Origin of the sequence: Haliscomenobacter sp. (assembly GCF_965225875.1) — a bacterium.
GTDB lineage: Bacteria > Bacteroidota > Bacteroidia > Chitinophagales > Saprospiraceae > Haliscomenobacter.
On the sequence record NZ_CBDDBS010000002.1, the window covers coordinates 1,595,580 to 1,621,703 of the forward strand.

The window sequence follows — 26,124 nt, forward strand, 5'->3', positions numbered from 1 at the left end:
TATATCACTATTCGATGTCAATATGAGAAATTGCTTATTGTGGGCTTTTTGCCTGATCACGGGTTGGTTGGGTGCGCAAACGGTGGATTCGGTTGCACTGCGGCGAGTGGATAGTTTGATTCAGGTTTCCCGTGCGCTTACTGCCAAAAGAGACTTTGACCAAGCCCTCGACGTTAATGCCGTAGCAGAAAAAATCGCATTGAAAAAGCTGGGGCAGCAATCGGCAGCCTATGGCAGTTGTTGTTTTAACCGCGGTAGAACTTTGTTCCTCAAAAGAGACTATACAAGTGCTGAAAAATGGTACAACGAAGCCAAAGCCATCCGAGAAAAAGCCCTCGGCAGGGAACATCCCGATTATGCCACAAGTCTGAACAATCTGGCGATTCTGTACAAGAACATGGGCCAGTACGAAAAAGCCGAACCGCTTTACCTTGAAGCCAAAGCCATCCGGGAAAAAGCCCTCGGCAGGGAACATCCCGATTATGCCGCAAGCCTGAACAACTTGGGAATTCTGTACGAGAACACGGGCCAATATGAGAAAGCCGAACCGTTTTACCTTGAATCTAAAGCCATCCGGGAAAAAGCCTTAGGCAGGGAACACCCCGATTATGCCGCAAGCCTGAACAACCTGGCGATTCTATACGAGAACTCGGGCCAATACGAAAAAGCCGAACCACTTTACGTTGAATCCAAAGCCATCCGGGAAAAAGCTTTAGGCACGGAACATCCCGATTATGCCGCAAGCCTGAGCAACCTGGCGGGGCTGTACCGGGACATGGGCCAATATGAGAAAGCCGAACCACTATACCTTGAATCCAAAGACATCCGGGAAAAAGCCTTAGGCAAGGAACATCCCGATTATGCCGCAAGCCTGAACAACCTGGGGATTCTGTACTGGACCATGGGCCAATATGAAAAAGCCGAACCACTTTATCTTGAATCCAAAGCTATCCGGGAAAAAGCCTTAGGGAGGGAACATCCTTATTATGCGGCAAGTCTGAACAACCTGGCGGGGTTGTACCAGCTCATGGGCCAGTTCGAAAAAGCCGAACCGCTTTACCTTGAATCCAAAGCCATCAGGAAAAAAGCTTTAGGCACGGAACATCCCGATTATGCCGCAAGCCTGAGCAATCTGGCGATTCTGTACGAGAACATGGGCCAATATGAAAAAGCCGAACCGCTTAACCTTGAAGCCAAAGCCATCCGGGAAAAAGCCTTAGGCAAGGAACATCTCGATTATGCCGCAAGCTTGCAAAACCTGGCGGTTCTGTACCGGGACATGGGGCAATACGAAAAAGCCGAACCGCTTAACCTTGAAGCCAAAGCCATCCGGGAAAAAGCCTTAGGCAGAGAAAATCCCGGTTATGCCGAAAGCCTGCAAAATCTGGCGGGGTTGTACCAGGACATGGGCCAATACGAAAAAGCCGAACTTCATTTGCTTGAATGGTCCACGGTGAATATGCACATTATTGAACAAGCCCTACACCACCTTTCCGAAAGTGAATTGAACAATTATTTGGACAAGTTTTCCAATAGTCAGAACCAAACCCTTTCGTTCACCCAGATAGCCCGCAGTAAAAAAATGAACCCTATCTGCTACGACAACAGCCTCTTCTACAAGGGGTTTCTGCTCCAATCCACAGGCCGGATCAAACAATTAGCCCTTTCGGATGAGGGCACCGCGGAAAAATACATCCGGCTGATAGGCTACCAACGCAGGCTAGCCACTCAGTATGCTCAACCCATTGCCAAACGGGATAGCCCCTTGATAGCCCAACTGGAAGCCAAAGCCAATGACATTGAAAAAGACCTTGCCCGAACAGTAGCAGGTTTCGGCCAAGCCTTACGACAAGTCAAATGGCAGGAAATTCAAACGGCATTGAAACCTAGCGAAGCAGCTATTGAGTTTGTGAGTTACCGTTTTTATCAAAAAAAGAAAACCGACAGCATGCTTTACGCTGCGCTTGTTCTCTTGCCCGGCACAGACGCGCCAAAGTTCATCCCCCTTTTTGAAGAAAAACATCTCTCCGTCCTCCTCAAAACCGAAGGTAATCCCCAACCCGCTTTTTACAACGACCTTTATGCCAATGACAAAAAAGGCGACCAACTCTACCATTTAATCTGGGAACCCATCTCCGCTGCCTTGCCGCAAGGAACCACCGTCTATTGCTCGCCCTCCAGCTTGTTGCACCGCATCAATTTAGGCGCCATCCCCACGCCCGATGGCAAAACCCTGGCTGAAAAACACCGCCTGAGTACCTTGGGTAGCACCCGCCAGCTGGTCGTTCCACCCGTGCCCACCACCCAGCAAAGCGCTACCGCCCAACTCTACGGCGGCATCCAATACGACGCAACGCCTACAGTGGCCGCTAATACACCAGCAAAACCCGAAGACCTAGCTGCCCGCCGCGGCCCCGACATCACCCAAAACGACTCCACCCTACGCGGAGAAAACTGGAATTACCTCCGCTGGACCGAAGTGGAAATCAGCGCCGCCGCCAATGTGATGAAAAGCAAAGGCATCATGCCTACTTTGAATAAAGGCGCAGAAGCTACCGAAGAATCCTTCAAAGCGCTGGGCCAGGGCAACCCTTCCCCACGCGTTCTACACTTGGCAACCCACGGTTTTTTCTTTCCCGATCCAAAAGAATCAAAGCCGAATAAGGGGCAGGCCATTGGTGAAAAAACCTTCAAAGTTTCTGACAATCCCATGATCCGTTCCGGCCTGGTACTGGCGGGTGGCAACCACGCCTGGAAAACGGGCAAACCCCTAAGCCCAGGCTTGGAAGACGGCATCCTCACCGCCTATGAAATCAGCCAGATGAACCTCGCCAATACCGAACTCGTGGTGCTTTCCGCCTGCGAAACGGGCCTCGGCGACCTCGTAGGCAACGAAGGGGTTTATGGCTTGCAACGCGCCTTCAAAATTGCGGGCGCGAAGTACCTCATCATGTCGCTGTGGCAGGTGCCCGATTTCCAGACCCAGGTGTTTATGACGGCTTTTTACAAGCATTGGCTGGAGGGAAAAATGGCGGTGCCAGAAGCGTTTCGGGCTACGCAGGCGGAATTGCGAGGGAGGTATAGTGGCGAGGCGTTCAAGTGGGCGGGTTTTGTGCTGGTGGAGTGAGTTTTACAAAAACAAAGCATCCATAGTGATGGACTGATGCACCAAAGATTGAGCATGAGTATTTTGAACCAGTCCATAGGTGGTGATGAAGGTTAGCCAAAGGGCTTTGTTCGTTTTGGTCAACTCAGCAAAAAGACTCATTTTTTTTCGCAAGTTGTCAGCATACTCTTTTTCAATGGTAAAAGCTTTCATTGAAAATTTCATTTCACAGAGATTGATCACGTGGTCGCGGCGGTCAATCAAGAGGTCGATTTGCGCTTTGTCCGTTCCATTGCTTCCAACCCAGGCCGAGGTTTGGGTTTGGACGCTATTGATGCCCAAAGCGTTTTTGAGTTGAGAGAGGTGCATGAGGCACACTTGCTCAAAGGCATAACCACTCCATGCACGTATTTCAGGCGTATCGATGCCATTGATCCAGTAGTTGTCATCAAATGGGCTGTTGTTCTTAATGAATTTCAGGTAAAAGAGGGAATAAAAGTCGGTCAGTTGATAAATGGCGTTGTTCTTTGGCTTCCCGAAAGTATTGTATTTACGAATGAAATTGCTTTCTTCCAATTCTCTTAAAACCGCAGAAGTATTGCCCCCATTCGGCAATTTAGTCGCTTTGAGTAGGGCATCACGTTCAAGTCCGATGCCTTTTTTGGCAAGGGCTTCAATGACTGCAATGTGCTTATCCGCTTTTTTAAAAAGGGTCGCATAGAGTTTATCAAACTCATTCCTCAGTTTTCCTTTTGGCTTAAAACACAAATCATTGATGTTTTGGGTGGCACTTTTACGAGGGTCTATCATATCCAAATAGAAAGGTATACCACCAAACACCATGTACAATTGCAGCAATTGATAACGGTCAAAGCCGACTGATTTTGCTTTGAAAAAGGTTTCACATTCAGCCAGAGTGAAGGGGTCGAGTTGAATCTGATGGGTCACTCGGTTGTACAAACCACCGGTATTGTTGATGAGTTGATTAATCATCCAGGATGCTGCCGAGCCGCAAACAATCAATACAATATCCGTTCGCGCACTGGCCCAACTGTTCCAAAAATGCTCTAACGCCGATATAAAAAACGAGTTAGGTGTATCCAACCACGGCAGTTCGTCTAAAAATAAAACTTTTTTTCCCGCCAAAGGCAGCGACTCTATCGCCTTGATGAGTTGTTGAAATGCTTGAAACCAATCTTTTGCGGGCAGGTTGTCTTCCAATTCCGGGAAATACCGAATCAGGGCAGAATGAAAATTGGTCAACTGTTGATCGGTTTCAACGTTGGCAATACCCGTCAAATGAAAAGCAAATTGCCCTTCGTAAAAGGAACGGATTAAAAAGGTTTTGCCTACTCGCCTACGGCCATATACAGCAACAAAAGCCGACTTGTCGTCCGCTTGAATAGATTGCAATGTTGCCAATTCTTCTAATCTTCCTGTTATTTTAGCCATTTTAAAACCTCATTTATGGCTCAAATATAGGTAAATAAATTGATTTTAGCCAAAAAAATGTAATCAAATTGGCTAAAAACAACGTAATGATAAAGATTCAGGCACCAGCACGCAAGAGCAAAACCTAAACAGGCTGATGGAATGACACATCAATTTTTTAAAAAAACACTTACCTTTAAATTCATCAAAAGGTAATTTACTACAGCCTGTTAATCAATCCTACAATGAGAAACTATTTATGCTTAGCTTTTTGCCTGATCACGGGTTTGTTGAGCGCGCAGACGGTGGATTCGGTGGCGCTGCGGCGGGTGGATAGTCTGATTCGGGTTTCCCAAACACTCGCTGCCAGTAGTAACTTCGACCAAGCCCTTGAAGTCAATGCCCTGGCTGAAAAAATCGCGCTCGAAAAACTGGGCCGCCTGTCGGCGTCTTTTGGCCGTTGTGCCTTGAACCACGGACGAATTTCTTATTTCAAAGGCGACATGCCTGAAGCGGAAAAATGGTGGCTCGAAGCCAGAGAAATACGTGAAAAAGTCCTCGGTAAAGAGAACCCCGTTTATGCTTCCTCTTTGCACAACCTCGGCGTACTCTATGAAGACATGGGCAATATCCAAAAAGCCGAGTCCTTTTACCTGGAAGCCATGGCCATCCGGGAAAGAGCGCTGGGCAAGGAGCATCCCGATTATGCCACAAGCCTAAACAGCCTAGGCATCATTTATATGGATATGGGCCAATATGAAAAAGCCGAACAGTTGTACCTCCGCGCCAAAACAATCTGGGGAAAATCCCTGGGCAAAAAGCACCCCAATTATGCCAAAAGCCTGAACAACCTTGCTATCCTTTACGAGAATACGGGCAAATTCGAGCAAGCCGAACTCCTGTACCTCGAAGCCCTGGACATCGCTGGAAAATCGCTGGGCAAGGAGCATCCCGATTATGCCACAAACCTGAACAACCTTGCGAGCCTCTATCTTGCTATGGGCGATTTTGATAAAGCCGAACAGCTATTCCTCGAAACCAAAGCCATCTGGGGAAAAGCCTTGGGTAAGGAGCATACCGATTATGCCAGATGCCTGAACAACCTCGCCGTTGTTTACAAGAAAAAAAGCAATTACGATAAGGCCGAACAGTTGTACCTCGAAGCGAAAGAGATCTATGGAAAGGCACTGGGCAAGGAGCACCCCTATTATGCCGAAAGCCTGAACAACCTCGCGGGGCTGTACGGCGCAATGGGCCAATACGAAAAAGCTGAACCGCTCTTGCTCGAAGCCAAAACCATCTGGGGAAAAGCCTTGGGCAAGGAGCATCCCGATTATGCCAAAAGTTTGAGCAACCTCGCCATTGTTTACGGCGAAACGGGCAACTACGAAAAAGCCGAAGCCCTGTACCTAGAAGCCAAAGCCATCTACGGAAAAGTGTTGGGTAGGGAAAATCCCGAATATGCCGAAAACCTCAAAAACCTGGCAATCCTGTACTCCCTCGATATGGGCGAACAGGAAAAGGCCGAGCCCCTATACCTCGAACTTTCGCAAATAAACCGACACCTGGCAGAAAAAGCCATGCACCATCTCTCCGAACGCGAGATGAACAGTTTCCTCAACGAATTTTCCGACGGCCTGGACAATGCACTGGCTTTTGTCCGGCGGTCGGCCAGTCCCAAAAGGGTGTCCGATTGCTTTGACAACGCGCTGTTTTACAAAGGCTTCCTTCTGAACGCTGCCAACCGAAGCCGAACCCTCGTGCTTTCCAACCCAGCAGCAGCCGAAAATTTCAACCTGCTTAAATCCTACGAACGCCGCCTCGCCGCACAATATGCCCAACCCGTCGCCGACCGCGATAGCACAAGCCTCGCCGACCTGGAAGCCAAAGCCAACAACCTCGAAAAAGACCTCGCTCGAACAGTAGCAGGTTTCGGCCAGGCCTTACGACAAGTCAAATGGCAGGAAATTCAAAAGTCATTAAAACCCGGTGAAGCAGCAATCGAGTTCGTGAGTTACCGTTTTTATCGAAAAAAACAAACCGACAGCATGCTTTACGCTGCGCTTGTTCTTTTGCCTGGTACAGACGCGCCAAAATTCATCCCCCTCTTCGAAGAGAAACAACTCACCACACTTCTCAAAACCGAGGGCAACCCCCAACCTGCTTTTTACAACGACCTTTACGCTGCCGCAAAAAAAGGCGACCAACTCTACAATTTAATCTGGAAATCCATCTCCGCAGCCTTGCCACAAGGTACCACCGTCTATTGCTCACCCTCCGGCTTGTTGCACCGCATCAATTTAGGCGCCATCCCCACGCCCGACGGCAAAACCCTGGCTGAAAAACACCGTCTGAGTACCTTGGGTAGCACCCGCCAACTGGTCGTTCCACCCGTGCCCACCACCCAGCAAAGCGCTACCGCCCAACTCTACGGTGGCATCCAATACGACGCCATACCTACAGTAGCCGCCAATACGCCCCTAAAACTCGAAGACCTGGCAGCCCAACGCGGCCTCGTTTTTACCCAAAACGACTCCACTCTACGCGGCGAAAACTGGAACTACCTCCGCTGGACCGAAGTAGAAATCAGCGCTGCCGCCAACGTGATGAAGAGCAAAGGCATTACCCCTACCCTGAAAAAAGGCATCGAAGCTACCGAAGAATCGTTCAAAGCCTTGGGCCAGGGCAGCCCATCACCGCGCGTTCTCCACCTGGCCACCCACGGCTTTTTCTTTCCCGATCCAAAAGAGTCGAAGTCGGGTGAGGTAAAGACGATTGGTGAAAAAACCTTCAAAGTATCCAACAACCCCATGATCCGCTCCGGCCTGGTACTGGCGGGTGGCAACCACGCCTGGAAAACTGGCAAACCCTTACGTCCCGGCCTGGAAGACGGCATCCTTACCGCCTACGAAATCAGCCAGATGAACCTCGCCAATACCGAGCTCGTGGTGCTCTCCGCCTGTGAAACAGGCCTTGGCGACCTGGTAGGCAATGAAGGGGTATACGGCTTGCAGCGCGCCTTCAAAATAGCCGGAGCCCGCTACCTGATCATGTCGCTGTGGCAGGTACCCGATTTTCAGACCCAGGTGTTTATGACCGCTTTTTACAAGCATTGGTTGGAGGACAAAAAGACGGTGCCCGAAGCGTTTCGCGCTACGCAGACGGAACTGCGGGGGAGGTACAGTGGCGAGGCGTTTAAATGGGCGGGCTTTGTATTGGTGGAGTAATTTTTGGGTGAATTAATAAGCGCTTTTTTTTATTTTAGGCCTGCGCTAAAGCATTTAGTATGACGCAAAAAATTACTTCCCAATTTTTTTCGAGGCTTTTGAATAGGAAGCTCACTTGAAATGAACCGTTCGACTTCCTATTCAAAACCCAAATTGGGAAGTTAATTTTTCTGCGTTACTTAATTCCTTGCTATGAATCCCAAATTGTATCGCCTGCGGGCGCTCCTATTTGCCTTATCGCTTGCTGTTACTGGGGCTTTTGCCCAAAAGTCCCGATTGCCTTCCGCCCCAACGCATGAATCTGTTGCCGCTCTAAAAACGCGCTTGGCTAGTACCAAAGACCCTGCTGAAGCGATCCAATTGCTGGACGTTCTCGCCGACTCTGCAGCTGTCTCCAATTTGCCTGCCCTGCGTGGATATGCCAGTCAAGCACTCCGCTGGGGAGGAGACCAAGCGCCGAAATTGTTGCAGGCCCGCGCGCTGCTACTGGCGGGTAAAGCCTATGTACGCTTAACGAGTTACGATACCGCTATGGTTTTCCTCGATCGTACTTTGGCCCTGTTTGGTCCCAAGGCTCAAGCAAAAGAAAGTGCAGAAGCACACTACTGGATCGGCCAGGCAAAGGCCAACCAGCGGGAGTTCGCCCCAGCGGCGGACCACTATTTCAAAGCAGTATCAATCTGGGAGCGAAGCGGATATCGCAAAGAACTGGTCCGCACCTACACCGCACTAGCGGACCTGCATGCCATGCAAGATGATTATGAAAAAGCAATCAACTATTCCCAACAGGCTATTGACCTATTAAAAACAATGGATGAACCAGAGCTACTGGTTGATGCACTCCTCTATTCGTCTTATACCTATGTGCTGAAAGGAGAACCCGCCGAAGGGTTAAAGTACGCCTCGCAAGGGATAGACATTGTGGAGCGGATAGCTCCTAATGGACTACAAGCTGCCCGAGCATTAAACGTGAGGGGAAACGCCAATAAGTTCCTGGGCAATTACACCGCAGCGCTTCGCGACTACGAACGCTCAAAAAACATTTGCGAAAAATTAGGCTTGAAGCGAGGAATAATGACCAGCGAGGCCAATACTGGCCATACCCTGCTGCTGCACAAACGCTACGATCAGGCATTGCCCCACACCTTACGGGCCATTGAGCTGATGCACGAAATTGGCGAAAAACGCAATTTGCGGGAAAACCTGCATCACGCGGCCGACAGCTACGCGGGCCTGGGCGATTACACAAACGCCTATCGCTACATGAGCATTTATCAGGATGAAAGAGAACGCGAGATCGAACAAACAATCAATACCTTGAAAGATGGTCTGGCCGATAAATACGAAGCGGGGCAACGCGCCGCGACCATTGCCGTGCAGGAAGAACAAATTGAAAGGCAGAACAAATTTCAGTTGCTCCTCTGGGGATTTGTGGTTTTATCCCTGCTTACTTCGTTGTTGATCTACCTTGGTTTGCGTTCCCGTCAAAAGGCTAATCGCCTGCTGGGAGCCGCCAATCAACAACTGGAAAAAAGGAACCGGGAAAACGAACTGCTGCTCAAGGAAATACACCACCGGGTAAAAAACAACCTGGAAATGGTATCGAGTTTGTTGCTCCTGCAATCGCGTCAAGTGGATGACCCCAACCTGCGCGAAGTGATGGAAGAAGGGCAAAACCGCGTACAATCCATTGGCATCGTGCACCAAAAATTATATCAAGGTGATAATTTATCGTGTATTGACATGAAGGATTATTTTATCAATTTGAGTGAAAGCATTTTGGATACCTTTGCTGCTGAGGAGCGGATTCAGATTGAATGCATCATGGACAAGTTGGAATTGGATGTTGATACTGCCGTGCCATTGGGGCTGATTGTGAATGAACTGCTGACCAATGCCTTGAAATACGCCTTCCCAAATGGGCAAAGCGGCGTTGTGAAAATCCAACTGGAAACTACCGACGCTGACTCCCTGCGCCTGGAAGTAGCCGACAATGGTGTTGGCAAAACGCCCCAAACTAAGGGTACCGGATTCGGTTCACAATTGATCGCGTTATTGACCCAACAACTCGGCGGCACCCTACAGGAAGAAACACAAAGCGGCACGCTGGTGCGTTTGGAATTCAAGAAAAACCGGGCAGCTTGATGCAAAGCTTATGGAGTCAAACAAAGTAAAAATTTTAATCGTAGAAGATGAGATGCTCATCGCCGCCAAAATATCCACCTTGCTCACCGAGCTTGGATATGAGGTAACGGGTATTCTCCCTCGTGCCGAAGATGCACTTGTACAGGTAGAAGACAATGTACCGGATATCGCCTTGCTCGACATTCACCTGAAAGGCAAAATGGATGGGGTAGAATTGGCGCTGGCCCTGAATAAAGAGCGCGAACTACCCATTATTTTTTTGACAGCCAACACCGACGACGCCACCTTTAATCGGGCGAAAACGAGTAAACCCTACGCCTTCATCTCCAAACCTTTCAAAAAACTGGACCTCCAACGCGCCATTGAACTCACCCTCAGTCGAATGGCGGATAACCCAACGCCCGAACCCGATGCAGGACAATTCGAGGAAGCTTCGTTTATTTTGAGCGACCGTATTTTTGTGCGGCACAAGGACTCGATGGTCAAAATTTTTCTCGAAGACATTTTATACATCGAAGCCGAAAGCAACTACTGCCGCATTTTCACCAAAAACAAAGAATACCTACTGGCGATCACCCTAAAAATCATGGAAGCAAAACTTCCCACCAAACATTTCATCCGTGCCCACCGCTCGTACATCGTCAACCTTGCCCAGATCGATGAAGTCAGCGAAAGTCACGTCATCATTGCCCGCAAGGCCATTCCTCTCAGCAAAGTGCTGCGGGAAGAATTGTTGAAACGAATTCAGACGATTTGAGTTGTTCCTCACTCGTTTTTTGCTTTACTCACAAATTCCCCAGCTCCACTCAAGAAACCCATCCTTTCGTCCTCAGGTGTTTGCAAGTCCTGTGGTATTGCTGCTTTTTTAAGGCATCATTTCACCAAATGCTGCATGATGAAACTCAACGACTACTTTTTCAGAATTGCCTTCCTGCTCAGCGTCGCCTGGCTGCTGTGCATACCAGGAACTTACGCACAAGCTCCCGTAATCCAGGCACCATATGGCGTCAAAATCACGGTTTCGAGCAACCGGGGTAAGATTTGTGAAGTGCCCCTGGCTTATTTGGAGGAGAACAAGGACGGGCTAACAAATGGACTATTTGACAATGACTTGCGCGTTGCGCGTTTATTGAAGAGGGCCTTTGACCAGATACCACGAAGCAAATATTTCAAAGCCAAAGTAGGGGAACCCATCACCATCACTTTTGAATCCGATTCGAAGGATACCCTTGGGGCTTTTGCGAGTACGGGTCTGTATAATCCCATCATTGAAAACGGTGGTTTTGCAACTCCGAGTTTTTTAGACATAGGGGAATATCGGGACGGAAGTTTTACCTTGTATCCCTATGCCGAGCGTGCAAATGGATCCAGAGGGATAATTCAAGAGGTAATACAAGATAATCCTACCACTGGTGCTCGAAAATATACCCGGCAAGTCACGTTTACTTTCACGCGCCCAGCGGAGCAAGCTTGGCTATACGCTCCAGTTTCTTTATATAGTTATTGTGGCCCAAACAGATTTAATTGCACTGTTTTTGGCCGTAATAACAATCTCGTACTCCCCTTTATAGTAGAAGGCATCATCCCCGAGGAGGCCCCCATTCTCGGCACGATTACCGAGCCCCAGGTACCATATCTGGTGTTGCACGATCCTCCCGGCGATGGCAGTTTCACCGATTTTCAAACGACCGAGACTTCTTGTCGCAGCCTGGAAACCAACGTTGCTACGGACGAATCCAACTCCTACAATGCCAATGTAAAAATAGGCGTAAAAGGATCGATTGGGTTGATTGCTACCGTTGATTATGAAGTTTACGCTGAAATCAGGGGCAGTGGCGCTACGGGCAATGTCAAGATCCAAAGCAACACCCGACAAACCTGTGTCACCATCAGCAAAGGTTTTGCCACCTCGAATGCGGCAGATGGCTCAGATGTGTTCATCGGTTATGGGATGAACATGAATTATGGCTTATTCCGCAGCATTGTAGCAGATACCAAACTTTGTCGAGGCCGGCTTGACACTGGCCTGGTATATGCGGCGATTCCAGAATCGATTCGGCAGTTTGTGTATACCAAAGAAGGCATTGAAGCAGATATTGCCGCTTTACAGCGCATCGTGGCAGATTCCGTAGGCGTTCGACCCAACAATCGTGCAAAGTTGAAAGCCATCAACGACGCCCAAAACCAAATCGATGTCTGGAAACAGGTATTGCAACTCAATGAAGCCAATAAAAATAGCTCTGGCGCTACGGCTCTGTTTGAAAACATTTCATTCAGTGGCGCCGCCGGGCCGATTTCGCGGGAATCTTCCATCGAAATTACCGATACCAAAACCATTACGACTGAAAATTACATCGACGGGGCTTTTGGCTTACAAGGTGTGGTCAATATTGGCGGTTCCGGCTTCTCGGGTGGGTATGAATACAAGACCCAAAAGCGCTTTGGCCAAACGGCTTCACAAAGTGGTACAGCGGCCCGAAACATCCGCTACACCTTCCAGGATGATGACCCGGGCGACAAATTCAATGTGGACGTGGTACGCGACCCCATGTACGGTACACCAGTGTTTAGGGTAAAACAGGGGACGATCAGTTCCTGCCCTTTTGAAGGTGGTTACCAACGCGACCAGCCCAAACTCAAACACGATGGCCAAACGGCGAACACCCTTACCAAACAAGGTATCCCGATAAATACTTCGGCGACCTTCAAACTGGATTTGTGCAACGAATCCAATGAATCGCGCACCTATAATTTGAAGCTCAATCCACAATCCAACCTCAACGGTGCCGTTGTGGCGGCAGCGGGAGTAGCGCTCAATGGCAATGATTTGGGGCAAACCTTTACCATTCCAGCCAATAGCTGCGTACAAGACTTGATCCTGGAGGTGCGTCGGCTCTCCGACGCCAGTCCGCTTACTTACCCTAACCTGGAGGTATTTATGTATTCGCCCTGCGATCCCGATATTACCTCCAGCGTATTGGCGTCGGTATTTTTTGGCAATGCCACTACAGGCACAAAAGACATCGGCGATGCCAGTTTGTTATCGGTTTTCCCCAACCCTACCAGTAGCCAGCTTCAAGTTAAATTGCTGAGCAATGACCCCGTAGAATCCTTTCAACTTAGTGACCTGACCGGAAAGATTCTACGCAATTCAAATCAGAAAATAGCCTTACAACAGGTCGATCTGGATTTGAGCACTTTGCCCAAAGGCTTGTACGTATTGCAAGTGCGTTCGGGCGCGCGGGTTTATGCGAGGAAAGTGCTGCTGCAATAAACGTACAATAGGTTCTTTTTTTCAGCGCACTGCTGCACCATTGGTGTAGCAGTGCGCTTGTTGTAATGGTTAGGCGCTATTTTCAATGGGCTAAAATTATTTTTTCAAAAAAATTTACCGCTCCCACTTACCTCTCCCCCACTAGCCACAATTAAGGATTAAACATTGGTTGATCTGTTAACACCAAAAACGAGCAACATGAGAAACATCCTAATCGTCACAGCCTTTTTACTTAGCACACCTGCTCTACTTTCTGCACAAACTTTGGCCTCAGCGGGCAATGTACAGCAGGCAAAAATGGACCTATCCACTACCGTTCATTTGCTTGAACAAAATACCCTCCTGGCTTTAACGGCTGGGGTTTTATTGCTAGGGTTCCTCTTCGTATGTTATGTATTCAGGGAATACACCCAATCGGATCGCAATCGCCAAGCTAAACACAATCCCTTTCTGAGCCTCCTCGTACTGGTGCTTGGTACAGGTATGTTTTGCAGCAGTTGTGGCGTAGCGCAAGAAATGCAAACCACGCCATCTGACCTTGCACAAGAGCAAATCCAACGCGGGTGCCCTCATCACCACGCCAATCAGGAGCCACTTGCTTTTGTCAACATCTATCGAAGCATCGGGTATCCAGCACAGCGCACTTCAACCTGCAAGTTTTGTGGACAACGCTTGGTTGATCCTCGGAATTAAAGGCCTGTCGAAATCACGCTCAAACAATCTGTTTTCGGCTCTAAGTATACAACTCCATTGTACCTAAAATCAAAAAACATGTCATCAACAACTCAAGCAATGGCTACTGCCGCCCCCGTTGCGGAAACCCAGCGCATCGACACCATCGACATCCTCCGAGGATTTGCCCTTTTGGGCATCTTATTGATGAATATTCCCGGCTTTTCCATGGCAGATTATTCATTCGAAGCCTTCAAAAACGACCCCAGCAGCTTCAATTTCTGGCTCTACAAATTCATCGGAGTCTTCTTTGAAGGCAAGATGCGCGCCATGTTCGGCATGGTGTTCGGGGCAGGTTTACTGCTGTTCATTGCCAATAAAGGTACCAAAGGCGCTTCGGTTCATGCGCTGTACTATCGGCGGATGTTTTGGCTCTTACTTTTCGGTTTGGTTCATGCTCACCTCATTCTTTGGATTGGTGAAATCCTGTATCTCTACGCCGTTTGTGGCATGATCCTGTACTTGTTCCGCAATGTGGCAGCCAAATACCTGGTGTGGGCGGTGCCCATCGTTGCCATCGCGAGTTTTGTGGCCGGAACCATTCAATACCAAAACATCCGGGCAAAACGCATCGCCTATGTAGCAGCAAGTACTGCCCAAAGCCAAAATCAAACCCTCACGGCAAGCCAAACCAAGGCATTGAAAGAATGGCGAACAATAGAAAAGAGCATGATCCCCAACCGGGAAGATGCCAAAGAAAACACCCGTAAAATGAAGTCGGATTATGCTACTGTAGCAGGCTACCTGCGCCCACTGGCCTGGGACGGTCAAACCAAGTACTTGCCATTTGAAGTATGGGATTCGCTGGCCTTAATGCTCCTGGGTTTGGCACTTTTCAAATGGGGTTTCCTTGCTGGTGCCTGGTCAACCAAGGACTACTGGACAGTACTAAAAATTGGTTACGGCTTGGGTTTGCCCTTAGTGATGTACAGCAGTTATTACGCCTTCCTTCACTTCACAACCCTCGAAGCCAACCTCGCCCGCATGGAGCAAGTGTCCATCAACTGGATTGGTTTGATTTATCCTTTCCAGCGCATTTTGATCGTTTTGGGGCATGCTTCGGCATTGATTCTGTTGGCGAAATCGGGCGTAGCCCAGGGCTTGTGCCGCCGTTTGGCCGCGGTGGGGCGCATGGCTTTGAGCAACTACATTTCACACTCGCTCATTTGCACTTTATTCTTCTTTGGCTATGGTCTGAACTACTTCGCCGAGCTGGAATATTACCAAATCTATTTCGTCGTGTTGGTCATCTGGGCCATCCAGTTGATCGTTAGCCCAATCTGGTTGAAGTACTTTCTGTTTGGCCCGCTGGAGTGGCTGTGGCGGAGTTTGACCTATTGGAAATTACAACCAATGCGGAGAACTGCTTCAGCACCTAACCTCGTTTCGACCGCATCCTAAGTTCGCTAAACACTGCTTTAAATCTTTCACTTACAACACCAAAATTCTTAAAATATGTCAACGACAATTTTTTTCTCCTGTGCACCTCAGCAGCAGGACACCGCAGCTCATGCTACCAAAATTGGCAATCATGGCCAAACCACTGCTCGCGTCTATCAAAAACGATTACCTTTCAGCGCAATGCTCGTCGTTTTGATTGCACTTCTGGTATCAGGCTCCGTGATGGGGCAAACAGAATGGCCAGCATTTGACCAAAACAACATTGCCCAATTTAAACCGACCAAACAAAGCAGCACTTTTGAGGCTGGGCATGCCAATCGGGCGGTAGACGGCAATACCGATGGCGACTGGGGGAAACGCACTGTATCTCACACCAATGACACCCCGAATCCATGGTGGGAAGTCAATTTATTGGGTACCTACGATATTACCTCCATCACGATTCACAATCGGAATGATGTCACAGAACGGCTGAATAACTTTAGCATCCGGGTTTCTTCAGTGCCATTTACCAGCAATACCAGTGGAGAGGTTTTTGCTGACAAGCAACCCACTTTTAAAGGAAGTAAAACAATAACAGGCAATAAAAGAGGCCAATACATTCGCATTTACCTCAACCAACCTGGTATTCTGAGTCTTGCAGAAGTGGTAGTAAATGGTAAATTAGTGAATCCACCGCTGGACAATAACCTTGCCTTGGGCAAGCCAGCACGACAATCAAGTGTTTTTGATTTCAGTTTCGCCAATAGGGCCAATGACGGGGACATCAGTGGTCGCTCAGATGCGGGCTCTATTTCACACACTGAGGCTGATAACCAAACCTATTGGGAGGTAGATTTAGGAAAAAACTACCTGATTGACCAGGTAAAATTGTTCAACCGAACCGACTGCTGTCAAGACCGATTGAACAATTTTAATATTTGGGTGACACCTTATATCAAAGAAGATGTAACCAGTAAAATTGGAGCCTTTGCAGAAAATGAAAAGAAATTTGATGGCCCGAGTAAAATTTTCACCAATAAAAAAGTTGGCCGTTACGTACGAGTGGAACTAAACGATCGCAACTACCTGAATTTAGCGGAAGTACAGGTTTTTGGAAGTGATATTGGCGAACTGACTCCAGGCCAGGCCGAGTCCTCAGAAATGTACCAAGTAAGTATTTTCAGGAATTTAAGTCCCACTGCAAATTCCATAAAGTCCACCAGAACCACCAGCATTTCCGAAGGAATGGATTTTAATAGAACCGTCCATCAAGAAGACCGAACCCATTGGTCATTGACCACCACCGCTAAGGCAACCGTAAGCCTCGCCATTGCTAGTTTAGAGTTTGGAATAACAACAGAGGTAGGCATAGATCATACCAACGGCACCCAAACATCTCAAGGGCGCAATGTTAATCAAACGACTTCCGAGACTTTGGAGGTTGCACAAGATGTGCCTGGTGGCTATACGCGGTATGAATTCCACAAATTTGTCCTAAACCAAACCCCAATGTCCTACAAATTTAATGGTGAAACCTATTCTTGGTACAGAATAAACGAAAAGGCTACGCCTGCAAATGATATCACTGTCATGCTTATCCCCAATAATATGGTCACTGAGCTCAAGGCGACTAAAGAAAATTGGGTGCTTCCTGTCAACTATAAGCGCATAATAGAAGCCTACCCCAATTGCATAGTAAGACGTTGATTTTCAAACCTAAAAACATACAATCATGTCCATAAAATTGTTTTTCGCCTGCGCCATCACCCTGATCGGCGCCCTGACCCTTGCTGCCCAAAGCGGCACCACCGCCGAAGGCCTGAAATACACCGTTCTCCAAGCCGGTAACGGCCCAGCCCCAAAAATGGGACAGGAGGTAATGATTCAGGTGGAGGGCTTGGACAGCACGGGCAAAGTAGAGTTTTCCAGTCGCGATCTGGGATACAACATGCATTTCCAATTGGGCAAAGAAACCGACCCCATTTCCAAAGCCCGGGACCTCTTGATGACCCAGATGAAAAAAGGCAGCAAATACCGCGAAGAATTGCCCTTTAGCCTGCTACCTGCCGAGGCGCCCGAAAGTAAAAAATCGGGGTACATCGTCTCCATCGTCGAAATCACCGACGTGATGGACGCCAAGCCTGCTGCCTGCGACTTGTTTGTAGAAACCGCCGAAAAAAGTGGCATTGCCGCCGCCGAGGCCGAGTTCAAAGCCCTGCAAAAAAACAATCCGAAGGGATACAGTTTTTTTGAATGGGACATAAATGCAGCAGGTTATAAAGCGTTGGAAGCCAAAAAAGTCGACGTAGCCATCGCGCTGCTCACCCTCAACAACACGATGTTTCCCAACTCTGCCAATACCTACGACAGCCTGGCCGACGCTTATGCGGCCAAAGGAGACAAGGAAAAAGCCAAGGCTAATTACCAAAAGGCTTTTCAGATGAACCCGAAGTTTACGGCCAGTAAAGAGAAGATGGAGAAACTATAAACGAGGTGGTCCGCTATCCTCCGTGTTTGAAACGTGGAATGACTATTTCTAATTTTTAACAATAAGCAGTTGATCAGATTAAGTCAATCATTTAATGTGATCAACTGCTCAAAACAAATTTTTACCATGCAATCAACTAATTTTTTCTCAGTCATAGCAACATGTATTGCCCTGTCCATTTTTACAGTCGCTTGCAATACACCGACAAATGATGCCGCTACAAAAGCCGCCGAAACGGTAGTTGCTCAACCCGACATGGCGAAAATCAAAGCCGAAATCAAAGCCATTGAAGATGCTTGGGCCGCCGCTTCCAATGCAAAAGACGTCGCCACGATTGTGGGCTTTTATGCCGACGATGCGATCAGCATGAACGACGACCTACCTATGCTCGTGGGCAAAGCCGCCATCCAAAAAGGCGTGGAAGTGGAGATGGCAAGACGCAAGGAAAACACAAAGACCGTGTTTGAAACCTTGGACTTGTACGGCGACGAAAGCCGCGTGACGGAAGTCGGAAAAACCACCCAAACTGACAGCACCGGAAAGGTGATCTATACAGGCAAATACATGGCTGTCTGGGAAAAACGCAACGGAAAATGGCTAACCATTCGGGACATCAGCAACGACGATGCGAAGTAGAAATAGGCGTGTTTTAATCCAAAATCCCTCAATCATGCAAAGAAGAACATTTCTAAAAACCACCGCCTTATCCGCCATCGCCATCAGCACCACCGGTTTCGTCCATTTCGACGGCCAACGCTACGTAGGCGATTGTGCAACCACCTCCGACATTCTGGGGCCATTTTACCGCCCGAATAGCCCGGTGCGAAACCTACTCGCCATCAAGGGTGAAAAAGGCGACCCCATCACCTTGCTGGGAAAGGTGCTACACGACGATTGCAGTACTCCCTACAAAAATGCCAAGATCGAGCTCTGGCACTGCGACGGCAATGGGGTTTACGACAACGAATCCAAGGATTTCAAATACCGGGGCACTACCTACAGCGATGACAAGGGCAATTATTCCTTCAAAACCATCTTACCCGTGCCTTATGATGCAGGTGGTGGAAATTTCCGACCTGCCCATTTCCATATGATGATCACCGCAGCGGGGTATCAGCCATTGGTGACCCAGCTCTATTTCAGCGGCGACCCCTGGGTGGAAAAAGACAGTAGTTCATCCTCCCCTGCTGCAAAAAAGAGAATCCTGGAGGTCCAGAATTTGACGGGTGGCAGCAAAAAAGTGGAGTACAACATCAGTATGGCCAAAAAACTGGCGATAGAGCCCGCTTCCATGGGCCTCCTAGTGGGCAACTACATCGCGGAAAATGACCCCAACAATAAAATGGAGCTGTTCAGAAAGGACAAACAACTCTGGATAAAAGGCGACAAAACGAATGGGATGCCCTTTGGGATGAACTTTGAATTTGTGGGCGATAATACCTTCACCTTTCCAGGTTCGACTGTGCAGGAATACTCAGCTGTTTTTGAAATAGGTGATTACGGCAAGATCACAATGAGAGAAACCTACTCGAACGACAAAGGGGAAAAGATTGTGGTTGTGTATAAGCGGGTGATGAAATGATGAGTCATCCCGAATTTTTCGGAAAACATAAAGCGACATAGTAGCACAAAGAACCCAAAGGCAGCACAAAGGACACAAAGTTAGACGTTGACGAGGCATTACATCCAAAATAAGATAAAGTCCAGGTGTATTGCTTTGTTAAAATCGCGTCTTTGTGTCCTTTGTTAAAAAAATAAATAGATTCCCCTTTGCCACTTACCTCTCTTCAACGAGTTGCAATTAAGGACTAGAAAATGTCCCACATTTAACCAAACACATCTAAGCATCACCTATGCATACCAGCCTTAAAACTTCAAAAAACCATCACCTGATTGTCCTTGTTCTGGCAATCAGTTCCTTATTGCCTGCTTGTCAAAACCAAAAATCCAAGCACGACGCCCTATTGGGTTTAGGCCTGGGGATTAGTGATGTTACCGTAGTGGTATCCAACCTGGACAGCGCCCGACAACATTACGCCGAAAAACTTGGCTTTGACATCCCCAAGCCTGAAAAATACGATCCAGGAATTTACAGCGGATCAATTGGCATTGCTGCATTCTTCCCGGACATGTCGGCACTGGAATTAATCACCCTGAAGGATTCCACTGTAAAGTCCAAGCCCTCATTCATCCGCTCTTTTTTGAAAAAACATGAAGGCGTTCGTTTGTATTCCCTTTCCACCTCATCGGCAAAGGCCACTTTGGATTGGCTCAACACCCGGGGATTTGCCATTGACTCGGTTCAGGAAGGTCGGGTTGCTAAAGAATTGCCCAAGGGTTGGGATTGGGATGATGGTGGTCCACAATGGCGCACCGTGGGCTTGAATGCCAAAAATCCCCCAGCACATCTCCCCGATTTTATGGAGTACATTGGTCTGCCTTATCAGGACTATCAAAACGAAAAAACATCCATCTATGCGATGAATCGCACGTATTCCAATCATCCCAACGGTGTCGTGGGCATGACTGCGCTGCGCATTGTAGTGGACAACCTGAAAGCTGCCCGCAAGGAATTTAAAAAGATGGGATTGAGCGAATTGAAACAGCCCAAGTCTCCCGATGTAGTTCGATTCCAGGTATCCGCCAATCAGGAACTGCAGTTGATCAGGCCCCAATCGCCTGGCGATTCCCTTTCCAGGTTTTTGACAGCCCGCGGCCCAGGCGTATATGCCATGCGCTTTGAAGTAAAAAAACTGAAAGCCACGCGGGCATTTTTCAGAAAGAAGCTGCCAGCCAAAGCCCTGCGCATGGGAAAATCACCCGAACGTTTGATTGTGTTAAAAGAATATGCCCACGGTGTGCAACTTGAATTTGTAGAGGAGCCCAAAGCGCAAGCACTCCTAGCTCAGCAATACGAGATTAAAGAGGGCAAAAAGCTGAATAGGGTGGCAAAAAAACATGCTTCGGCCCTGTATCAAAAGTATTGTGCCTTGTGCCACGGCAAGAACCGGGAAGGTTATGCCGCCGACAACGCGCCTTCCTTACGCTCTCATTCTTTGATGTCCGTCACCAAAATTCCTGCAGCCAATTACAATTTCCTCCGCTATACCATTGCCTATGGCCGGCAAGGTACCGCCATGGCCGCTTATGCCAAAGACCAGGGCGGCCCATTGGAATATTTAGACATCGACCTGTTGATCACTTGGCTGCGCGAAAAAAGTGGCGTCAAAAAACCGCTTGAACTATCCACAGATCCGGTAGCCGGAGATGTAGCGCTTGGCAAAAAATTGTACAACAAAACCTGTACAACTTGCCATGGCGTGAAAGGTGAAGGAGTTAGTGCCCCGGCTTTGGGGAACCCCATGTTTTTGGCCACCGCAAGCGATGCCTTTTTGCGCTATGCCATTGCGGAAGGCCGAGACAGCACTCCTATGCGGGCATTCAAGAACGAGCTCAAGAAGGAAGAAATAGACGGCCTCACGGCTTATATCCGCAGTCGCGCTTCGGGCTGGAACGCTCCTGGTGCAGTGGTGATCAAAGAACCACTTCCTAAAGATTACATCTTGAACCCCAAAAAGAAGGCCCCCAAATTCAGCTTGCGGGAAGGAAAATACGTGCCTGCCGAACAAGTGCTCAAAGCCTTGCAAGACAAATCCCGCATGGTGATCCTTGATGCACGCTCCAAAGCGGGCTGGCACCAGAGCCATATCCCGGGTGCGGTTCCGGTTCCTTATTACGAGGAGCCCGATTCCTTTATCAAAGACATGCCTAAAGATGGCACCTGGATTGTGGTGTATTGTGCTTGTCCTCACGCGGCCTCCGAAAAGGTGGTGAGTACCTTGCGGCGATTGGGTTATAAAAATACCGCCATCATTGACGAAGGCATTATTGTGTGGACAAATCGGGGTTATCCGGTGCAGTATGGGCAAGGCGATGTGGCAAAGAAATAGCCATCGGGTTGGGGTTCATTATTGAACACTAACTCACATTAGCATTTTTTACCGCAGAGTTTCGCAGAGTACACGCAGAGTTTCTCGGAGTTTTTTAGTTAGGCCATCTACGATGGCAAATAGTGCTCAGAGGCCGCATTGAACAGTACCTGGTACAAAGAAATCAAATTTCAGTAGCGCTCGAACGCTCGCCACCGCAGGTGGCAAACTCCTTAAAACTAAAAGAAACTCAGAGAAACTCTGCGTGTACTCTGCGAAACTCTGCGGTTAAAAACTGGGTAATCGTACGCTACTCAATCACCAAAGCAAACCAAGCAATGAAAAAAGTTATTCCTAAACTCCCCTTAATCTGCCTTCTCATCCTCATAACCCCTGGATTGGGGCAAACCCAAACCCAGGACAAACTATCATTCCATTGCCCGCCCCTACCCCAAAGCACGACGGCCCCCACTACGCGTTCCCTCGCCATGGCCGATTCCCTGGCGAAGGAAGCACTCATCCCCTTGGATATGGAAACCGAAGCCCGAATTGCCAAGGTTAACTCCCGGTCTCGGCAGTCAACAAAAGCAGACTCTGCCAGGGTGCGGGCTTTTTTTGAGCTGCTGGGCTCGGTGCATGGTTCCTTGCACCGCTATGCCGGGATACCTACACAAGATAAGTTGGAAAAAGCTATGGCCGATTTGCAGCAGGCCTTGGTACTGAATCCGGATTTGGTATCTGCGCTCCATTCCATCGCACTGATCGCGGCCCGGGGCGGACACAACTATGCCTGCGCCGAAGCCCTGTATTTGCATGCCCTTAAAATTGAGCCAGCCAACGCAATCATCTATTTCGACTACGCTGAATTATTGGCTTATCAGGGAAAATTTGAAGCAGCGTTTCGGTATGCCGAAACAGCCATGGCCCTCGCCGACCAGCCGTGCAAAGACCTCTATCAGTGGAGGGTAATGCGGATGCACTACATGGCCAAAAACTACGACTGGGTGATCAACCAATGTGATCAGCACATTGAAAAAACAGACCAGGAAGACTTCTGGAACAATGGCTGGCCGGCCTATTATTACAAAGGGCTGGCCCTGGCAGAACAGGAAAAATATGACCAGGCTTTGGAGGCAACAAATTTGTCCTATGCGTTTTTGAGCAAGGATGGATTCAACCTGACCAGCTCGGCACGCGCTTACGTTATGGCCGGTGATACTGCAATCGGCAAAGGGTTACTAGCTGCGGTTTTGGAGCCAAATTATGAGTGGATGCCCTACGAGATAGCAACGGCTTACGAAGCGCTCGGCGATTTTGACAATACCTTTCTTTGGCTAAATATCGCAGCGGACGAAGGGGATGAATGGCTCCGCTGGCTCAAGCTCGACCCGCGCTGGAAACGCATCCGGAGTGACCCGAGGTTTAAGAAAGTTCAGGAACGGGCGGGCGGGTAAGGGTCTCTTGGTATTTGCTTTATTTGAGTATCAACAATCTTTGAGCTTCAGTTGCCCGTGATTTAGGAGTAGATGCTTTGCTTGTACAAGTGACTAATGAAAAAAATTCCCTTCCCTCACTTACTTCTTCTCTTTTGGCTGTAATAAAGGATTAAAAGCCGATGAAACGGTAGTGACACCCCCTTTTTCCTAAAATCAATTTTCGTTTATGAACAAGCATACCATAGCCCCGATCCAAAGCAAAGACCGCGAAGTCTTCATGGACGTACTCCGGGGTTTTGCCATATTTGGTATCCTCATCGCCAACTTGACGATTGGCGGATTGGGTTGGGGGACTAATCGGGTCGAATCAAGCCCTTTTTTACTCCCTGAACTGGACAAGCAACTCAACTTCCTGTATGCGATGTTCATCGAGGGGAAGTTTTATTCCATTTTCAGTTTGTTGTTTGGCTGGGGCATTGCGCTACAAATACAACGTGGCCTTGACAAGGGGAGTGATGCTCTCCCAACCATCAGAAGGCGCTTGCTATTCATGTTGCTGCTCGGATTTGGGCATATCCTGATTTGGCCAGGCGATATCGTGCTGTTTTATGCCATGCTTGGTTTCCTGCTGCTGCCACTCCGGCGCTTTTCGGACAGAGCCCTTCTGATCACGGGTGCAGTGTTGATCTGCTCACCAATAGCATTATATGCTGCAAAAATGCAGTGGGCCATGGTGAACGCGCCTGCCAATTTCCTACATTTAATCGGGGAAAATGTATTTAAACAACTAAGCGGTGTACAGTCCGAAGGCGACTATGAAGCCTGGTTTAAACAGGCAAATTGGTGGGGTATACTCCAACTCAATATTGCAGGTATTTTTCATCGTTTTGGCTATTTGTTTTTGGTAAGCAGAACCCCCAAAGTTTTGGGCATGTTTTTAATCGGGTTCGTATTGGGGCGTTCCAATTTTTACAAAAACATCGCCCAGCACAAAAAGACGGTGTATTGGATCATCGGCTTGGGCTTGCTCATTGGTTTGCCTGCAAATTATGTTTTGGCCTACTACGTGCACAATTTTGATGGCGATTATTACCAATTGAAAACAAATGGCCTTTACCAAACCATGGCTTATGCCTTTGGGGTTGCACCTTTGGCATTGGTATATGTCGGTACGTTTATGCTGGGTTTTCAAACGGGTTTTGGTAAAAAAATCATGCTTGTCATCGCCCCAGTTGGCAAAATGGCTTTCAGCAATTATGTATCGCATTCGCTCGTCTGTCAGTTTGTTTTCCTATCCCAAGGTCTGAACTATGGTGGCAAACTAGGCACCTTCTATTTAACCGTTTTTGCCATTGCCCTTTTCACCCTGCAAATACTCATCAGTACCGTTTGGCTGCGCTATTTTAACTATGGCCCATTGGAATGGGTCTGGCGGAGCTTAACGTATGGTAAAGCCCAATCTTTTACAAAAGCTCAAACCATTTTAGCATGAAAAACACCACCTTCATCCTCTGCTGCCTGTTTTGCGTAGCCTTTCTCCAAAATGTAGGAGCACAATCCGCAGCGAACCCTAATCCGCCTCAGCGCCGCCTTCGCGAAGTCAGCTTCCACGGCAGGGGCTACGCTCGCGGCCTGCAACACGGCCAACAACTGAAAAAAGAAATCGGCGAAATTGTCGCAAAATGGAAAAAAAGCGTGGAAAATCAGTTAGAGAAACCGGCCGATCAGGTGGTGGTGGAATTTTTTGCCTACGCCCACTTCGATGCAGCCATCAAAAAATGGACGCCCGATTTGTATGAAGAAGTGCGCGGCATCGCCGACGGTTCGGGGCAGGCCTTCAACGACATCATGGTTCACAACCTGCTCGACGAATTTTGGGTCTGGCAGGATGCCCGCGACAAGCACCATTGCAGCGGCATGGGTGTGCCCGCCCGCGACGGCAACCCCGGCTACATCGCCCAAAACATGGACCTGGAAGGCTACACCGACGGTTATCAGGTCTTGATGCGTTTGGCAAAAACCAAACAAACGCCCGAACAACTCATCCTCACCTATCCCGGCCTGATCGCCCTCAATGGGCTGAACGAAGCCGGTATCGGAGCCTGCATGAACACCCTGATGCAACTCAAAGCCAACGCCACAGGCCTGCCTGTCGCTTTCGTCGTGCGACACATCCTCAACAGCACCGACAAAGACGAGATACTGCGCTTCATCCAAAGTGTCCCCCATGCGTCGGGGCAAAACTACATCATCGGTATCAAGGGCGAAGTTTATGACTTTGAAGCGTCTTGCAACAAAGTCGTGCGTTTTGACCCTAAAAATACCAACGGCACGGTGTACCACACCAACCACCCCATCGCCAACGACGACCTGAAAGACTGGTACAAGGAGCCGGAAAAAGGAAACAGCAGCATCCGCCTTGCTTCAGTGCAGGGGCACATCGCCGCACTTCCCAACGCAAAAGACGCCGACATCAAAGCCGCCTTGCGGGCCAAGGACGACCCGGGCAACCCCGTTTGCCGTACCTTCAATGGCTGGGGTGGTACCTTTGGCTCGGTGGTGATGACCCTGACCGGCAACCCCAAGCTGCAAATCACCGCCGGGCCGCCGGATGAGTCGGAGTACAAAGAAGTGCAGTTTAGTAAGGGCAAAAGAAAAACTGAATAATAAGCCCGGGCTGTTTTGGTGATTTTTTCAAAAAAACAGCTATAAGTCGCGGAATCTATGTAAATTTTACACATTCCGCGACTTATAGCTTCTTTTAGATTGAAATCGCAATTGCATCGATCTTGAAGCTCGGTTTGCAGGAACGATGAAAAACTTCCCTCCCTCACTTACTTCTGTTCTTTTGACTGCAATAAAAGGCTAACAAAGGTTCGGTTCAGTTCTCTTTGACGCTGTTAAAATCGATTCGGGTCAACATACAAATTGAGGCCTGCGGTGGTCATGTGCATTAATTCAAAAACACTTAAA

16 protein-coding genes are annotated in these 26,124 nt (G+C 48.5%); 15 read left to right on the forward strand and 1 reads right to left on the reverse strand.

The window, feature by feature from the left end; all coding sequences use genetic code 11:
* Positions 1–22 precede the first annotated feature (22 nt).
* The gene (locus ACO08K_RS09175) at positions 23–3,127 is read left to right on the forward strand and encodes a CHAT domain-containing protein (protein ID WP_421796096.1); all 3,105 of its coding nucleotides are present in this window, start codon (positions 23–25) and stop codon (positions 3,125–3,127) included.
* Positions 3,128–3,130: 3 nt separating this feature from the next.
* On the opposite strand, the gene ACO08K_RS09180 is transcribed toward ACO08K_RS09175, so the two are convergent.
* On the reverse strand, positions 3,131–4,558 hold the full coding sequence (locus tag ACO08K_RS09180; RefSeq protein ID WP_421796097.1) for an AAA family ATPase: 1,428 nt from the start codon (positions 4,556–4,558) through the stop codon (positions 3,131–3,133).
* Positions 4,559–4,782: 224 nt separating this feature from the next.
* Here ACO08K_RS09180 and ACO08K_RS09185 point away from each other — a divergent pair, with 224 nt between their 5' ends.
* The 14 genes from ACO08K_RS09185 to ACO08K_RS09250 all read left to right on the forward strand — a co-directional run bounded on the left by ACO08K_RS09185 (position 4,783) and on the right by ACO08K_RS09250 (position 25,818).
* Positions 4,783–7,764 (forward strand): tetratricopeptide repeat protein, encoded by a 2,982-nt coding sequence (locus ACO08K_RS09185; RefSeq protein WP_421796098.1) that lies wholly within the window; start codon positions 4,783–4,785, stop codon positions 7,762–7,764.
* A 192-nt stretch (positions 7,765–7,956) separates the two neighbouring features.
* The gene (locus ACO08K_RS09190) at positions 7,957–9,909 is read left to right on the forward strand and encodes a sensor histidine kinase (RefSeq protein WP_421796099.1); all 1,953 of its coding nucleotides are present in this window, start codon (positions 7,957–7,959) and stop codon (positions 9,907–9,909) included.
* Between the two features lie 10 nt (positions 9,910–9,919).
* Entirely contained in the window at positions 9,920–10,666 is a 747-nt protein-coding gene (locus tag ACO08K_RS09195) for a LytR/AlgR family response regulator transcription factor (RefSeq protein WP_421796100.1), read from the forward strand.
* Positions 10,667–10,801: 135 nt separating this feature from the next.
* Positions 10,802–13,183 (forward strand): T9SS type A sorting domain-containing protein, encoded by a 2,382-nt coding sequence (locus tag ACO08K_RS09200; protein ID WP_421796101.1) that lies wholly within the window; start codon positions 10,802–10,804, stop codon positions 13,181–13,183.
* A gap of 198 nt (positions 13,184–13,381) precedes the next feature.
* Positions 13,382–13,876 (forward strand): hypothetical protein, encoded by a 495-nt coding sequence (locus tag ACO08K_RS09205; RefSeq protein ID WP_421796102.1) that lies wholly within the window; start codon positions 13,382–13,384, stop codon positions 13,874–13,876.
* 78 nt (positions 13,877–13,954) lie between these two features.
* The gene (locus ACO08K_RS09210) at positions 13,955–15,316 is read left to right on the forward strand and encodes a DUF418 domain-containing protein (RefSeq protein WP_421796103.1); all 1,362 of its coding nucleotides are present in this window, start codon (positions 13,955–13,957) and stop codon (positions 15,314–15,316) included.
* A gap of 54 nt (positions 15,317–15,370) precedes the next feature.
* Positions 15,371–17,005, forward strand: coding sequence for a discoidin domain-containing protein (locus ACO08K_RS09215; protein ID WP_421796104.1), 1,635 nt, complete (start codon positions 15,371–15,373; stop codon positions 17,003–17,005).
* A 25-nt stretch (positions 17,006–17,030) separates the two neighbouring features.
* Positions 17,031–17,786, forward strand: coding sequence for a hypothetical protein (locus ACO08K_RS09220; protein WP_421796105.1), 756 nt, complete (start codon positions 17,031–17,033; stop codon positions 17,784–17,786).
* A 126-nt stretch (positions 17,787–17,912) separates the two neighbouring features.
* Positions 17,913–18,422: a YybH family protein gene (locus ACO08K_RS09225; protein ID WP_421796106.1), complete on the forward strand. Its 510-nt coding sequence runs from the start codon at positions 17,913–17,915 to the stop codon at positions 18,420–18,422.
* A 34-nt stretch (positions 18,423–18,456) separates the two neighbouring features.
* Positions 18,457–19,368, forward strand: coding sequence for a catechol 1,2-dioxygenase (locus tag ACO08K_RS09230; RefSeq protein WP_421796107.1), 912 nt, complete (start codon positions 18,457–18,459; stop codon positions 19,366–19,368).
* Positions 19,369–19,639: 271 nt separating this feature from the next.
* The gene (locus tag ACO08K_RS09235) at positions 19,640–21,736 is read left to right on the forward strand and encodes a c-type cytochrome (RefSeq protein WP_421796108.1); all 2,097 of its coding nucleotides are present in this window, start codon (positions 19,640–19,642) and stop codon (positions 21,734–21,736) included.
* Positions 21,737–22,053: 317 nt separating this feature from the next.
* Positions 22,054–23,169 (forward strand): tetratricopeptide repeat protein, encoded by a 1,116-nt coding sequence (locus tag ACO08K_RS09240; protein ID WP_421796109.1) that lies wholly within the window; start codon positions 22,054–22,056, stop codon positions 23,167–23,169.
* A gap of 208 nt (positions 23,170–23,377) precedes the next feature.
* Positions 23,378–24,643 (forward strand): DUF418 domain-containing protein, encoded by a 1,266-nt coding sequence (locus ACO08K_RS09245; RefSeq protein ID WP_421796110.1) that lies wholly within the window; start codon positions 23,378–23,380, stop codon positions 24,641–24,643.
* Positions 24,640–25,818, forward strand: coding sequence for a C45 family autoproteolytic acyltransferase/hydolase (locus tag ACO08K_RS09250; protein ID WP_421796111.1), 1,179 nt, complete (start codon positions 24,640–24,642; stop codon positions 25,816–25,818). Before ACO08K_RS09245 ends, ACO08K_RS09250 begins: the two co-directional genes overlap by 4 nt.
* The last annotated feature ends 306 nt before the right edge of the window (positions 25,819–26,124 follow it).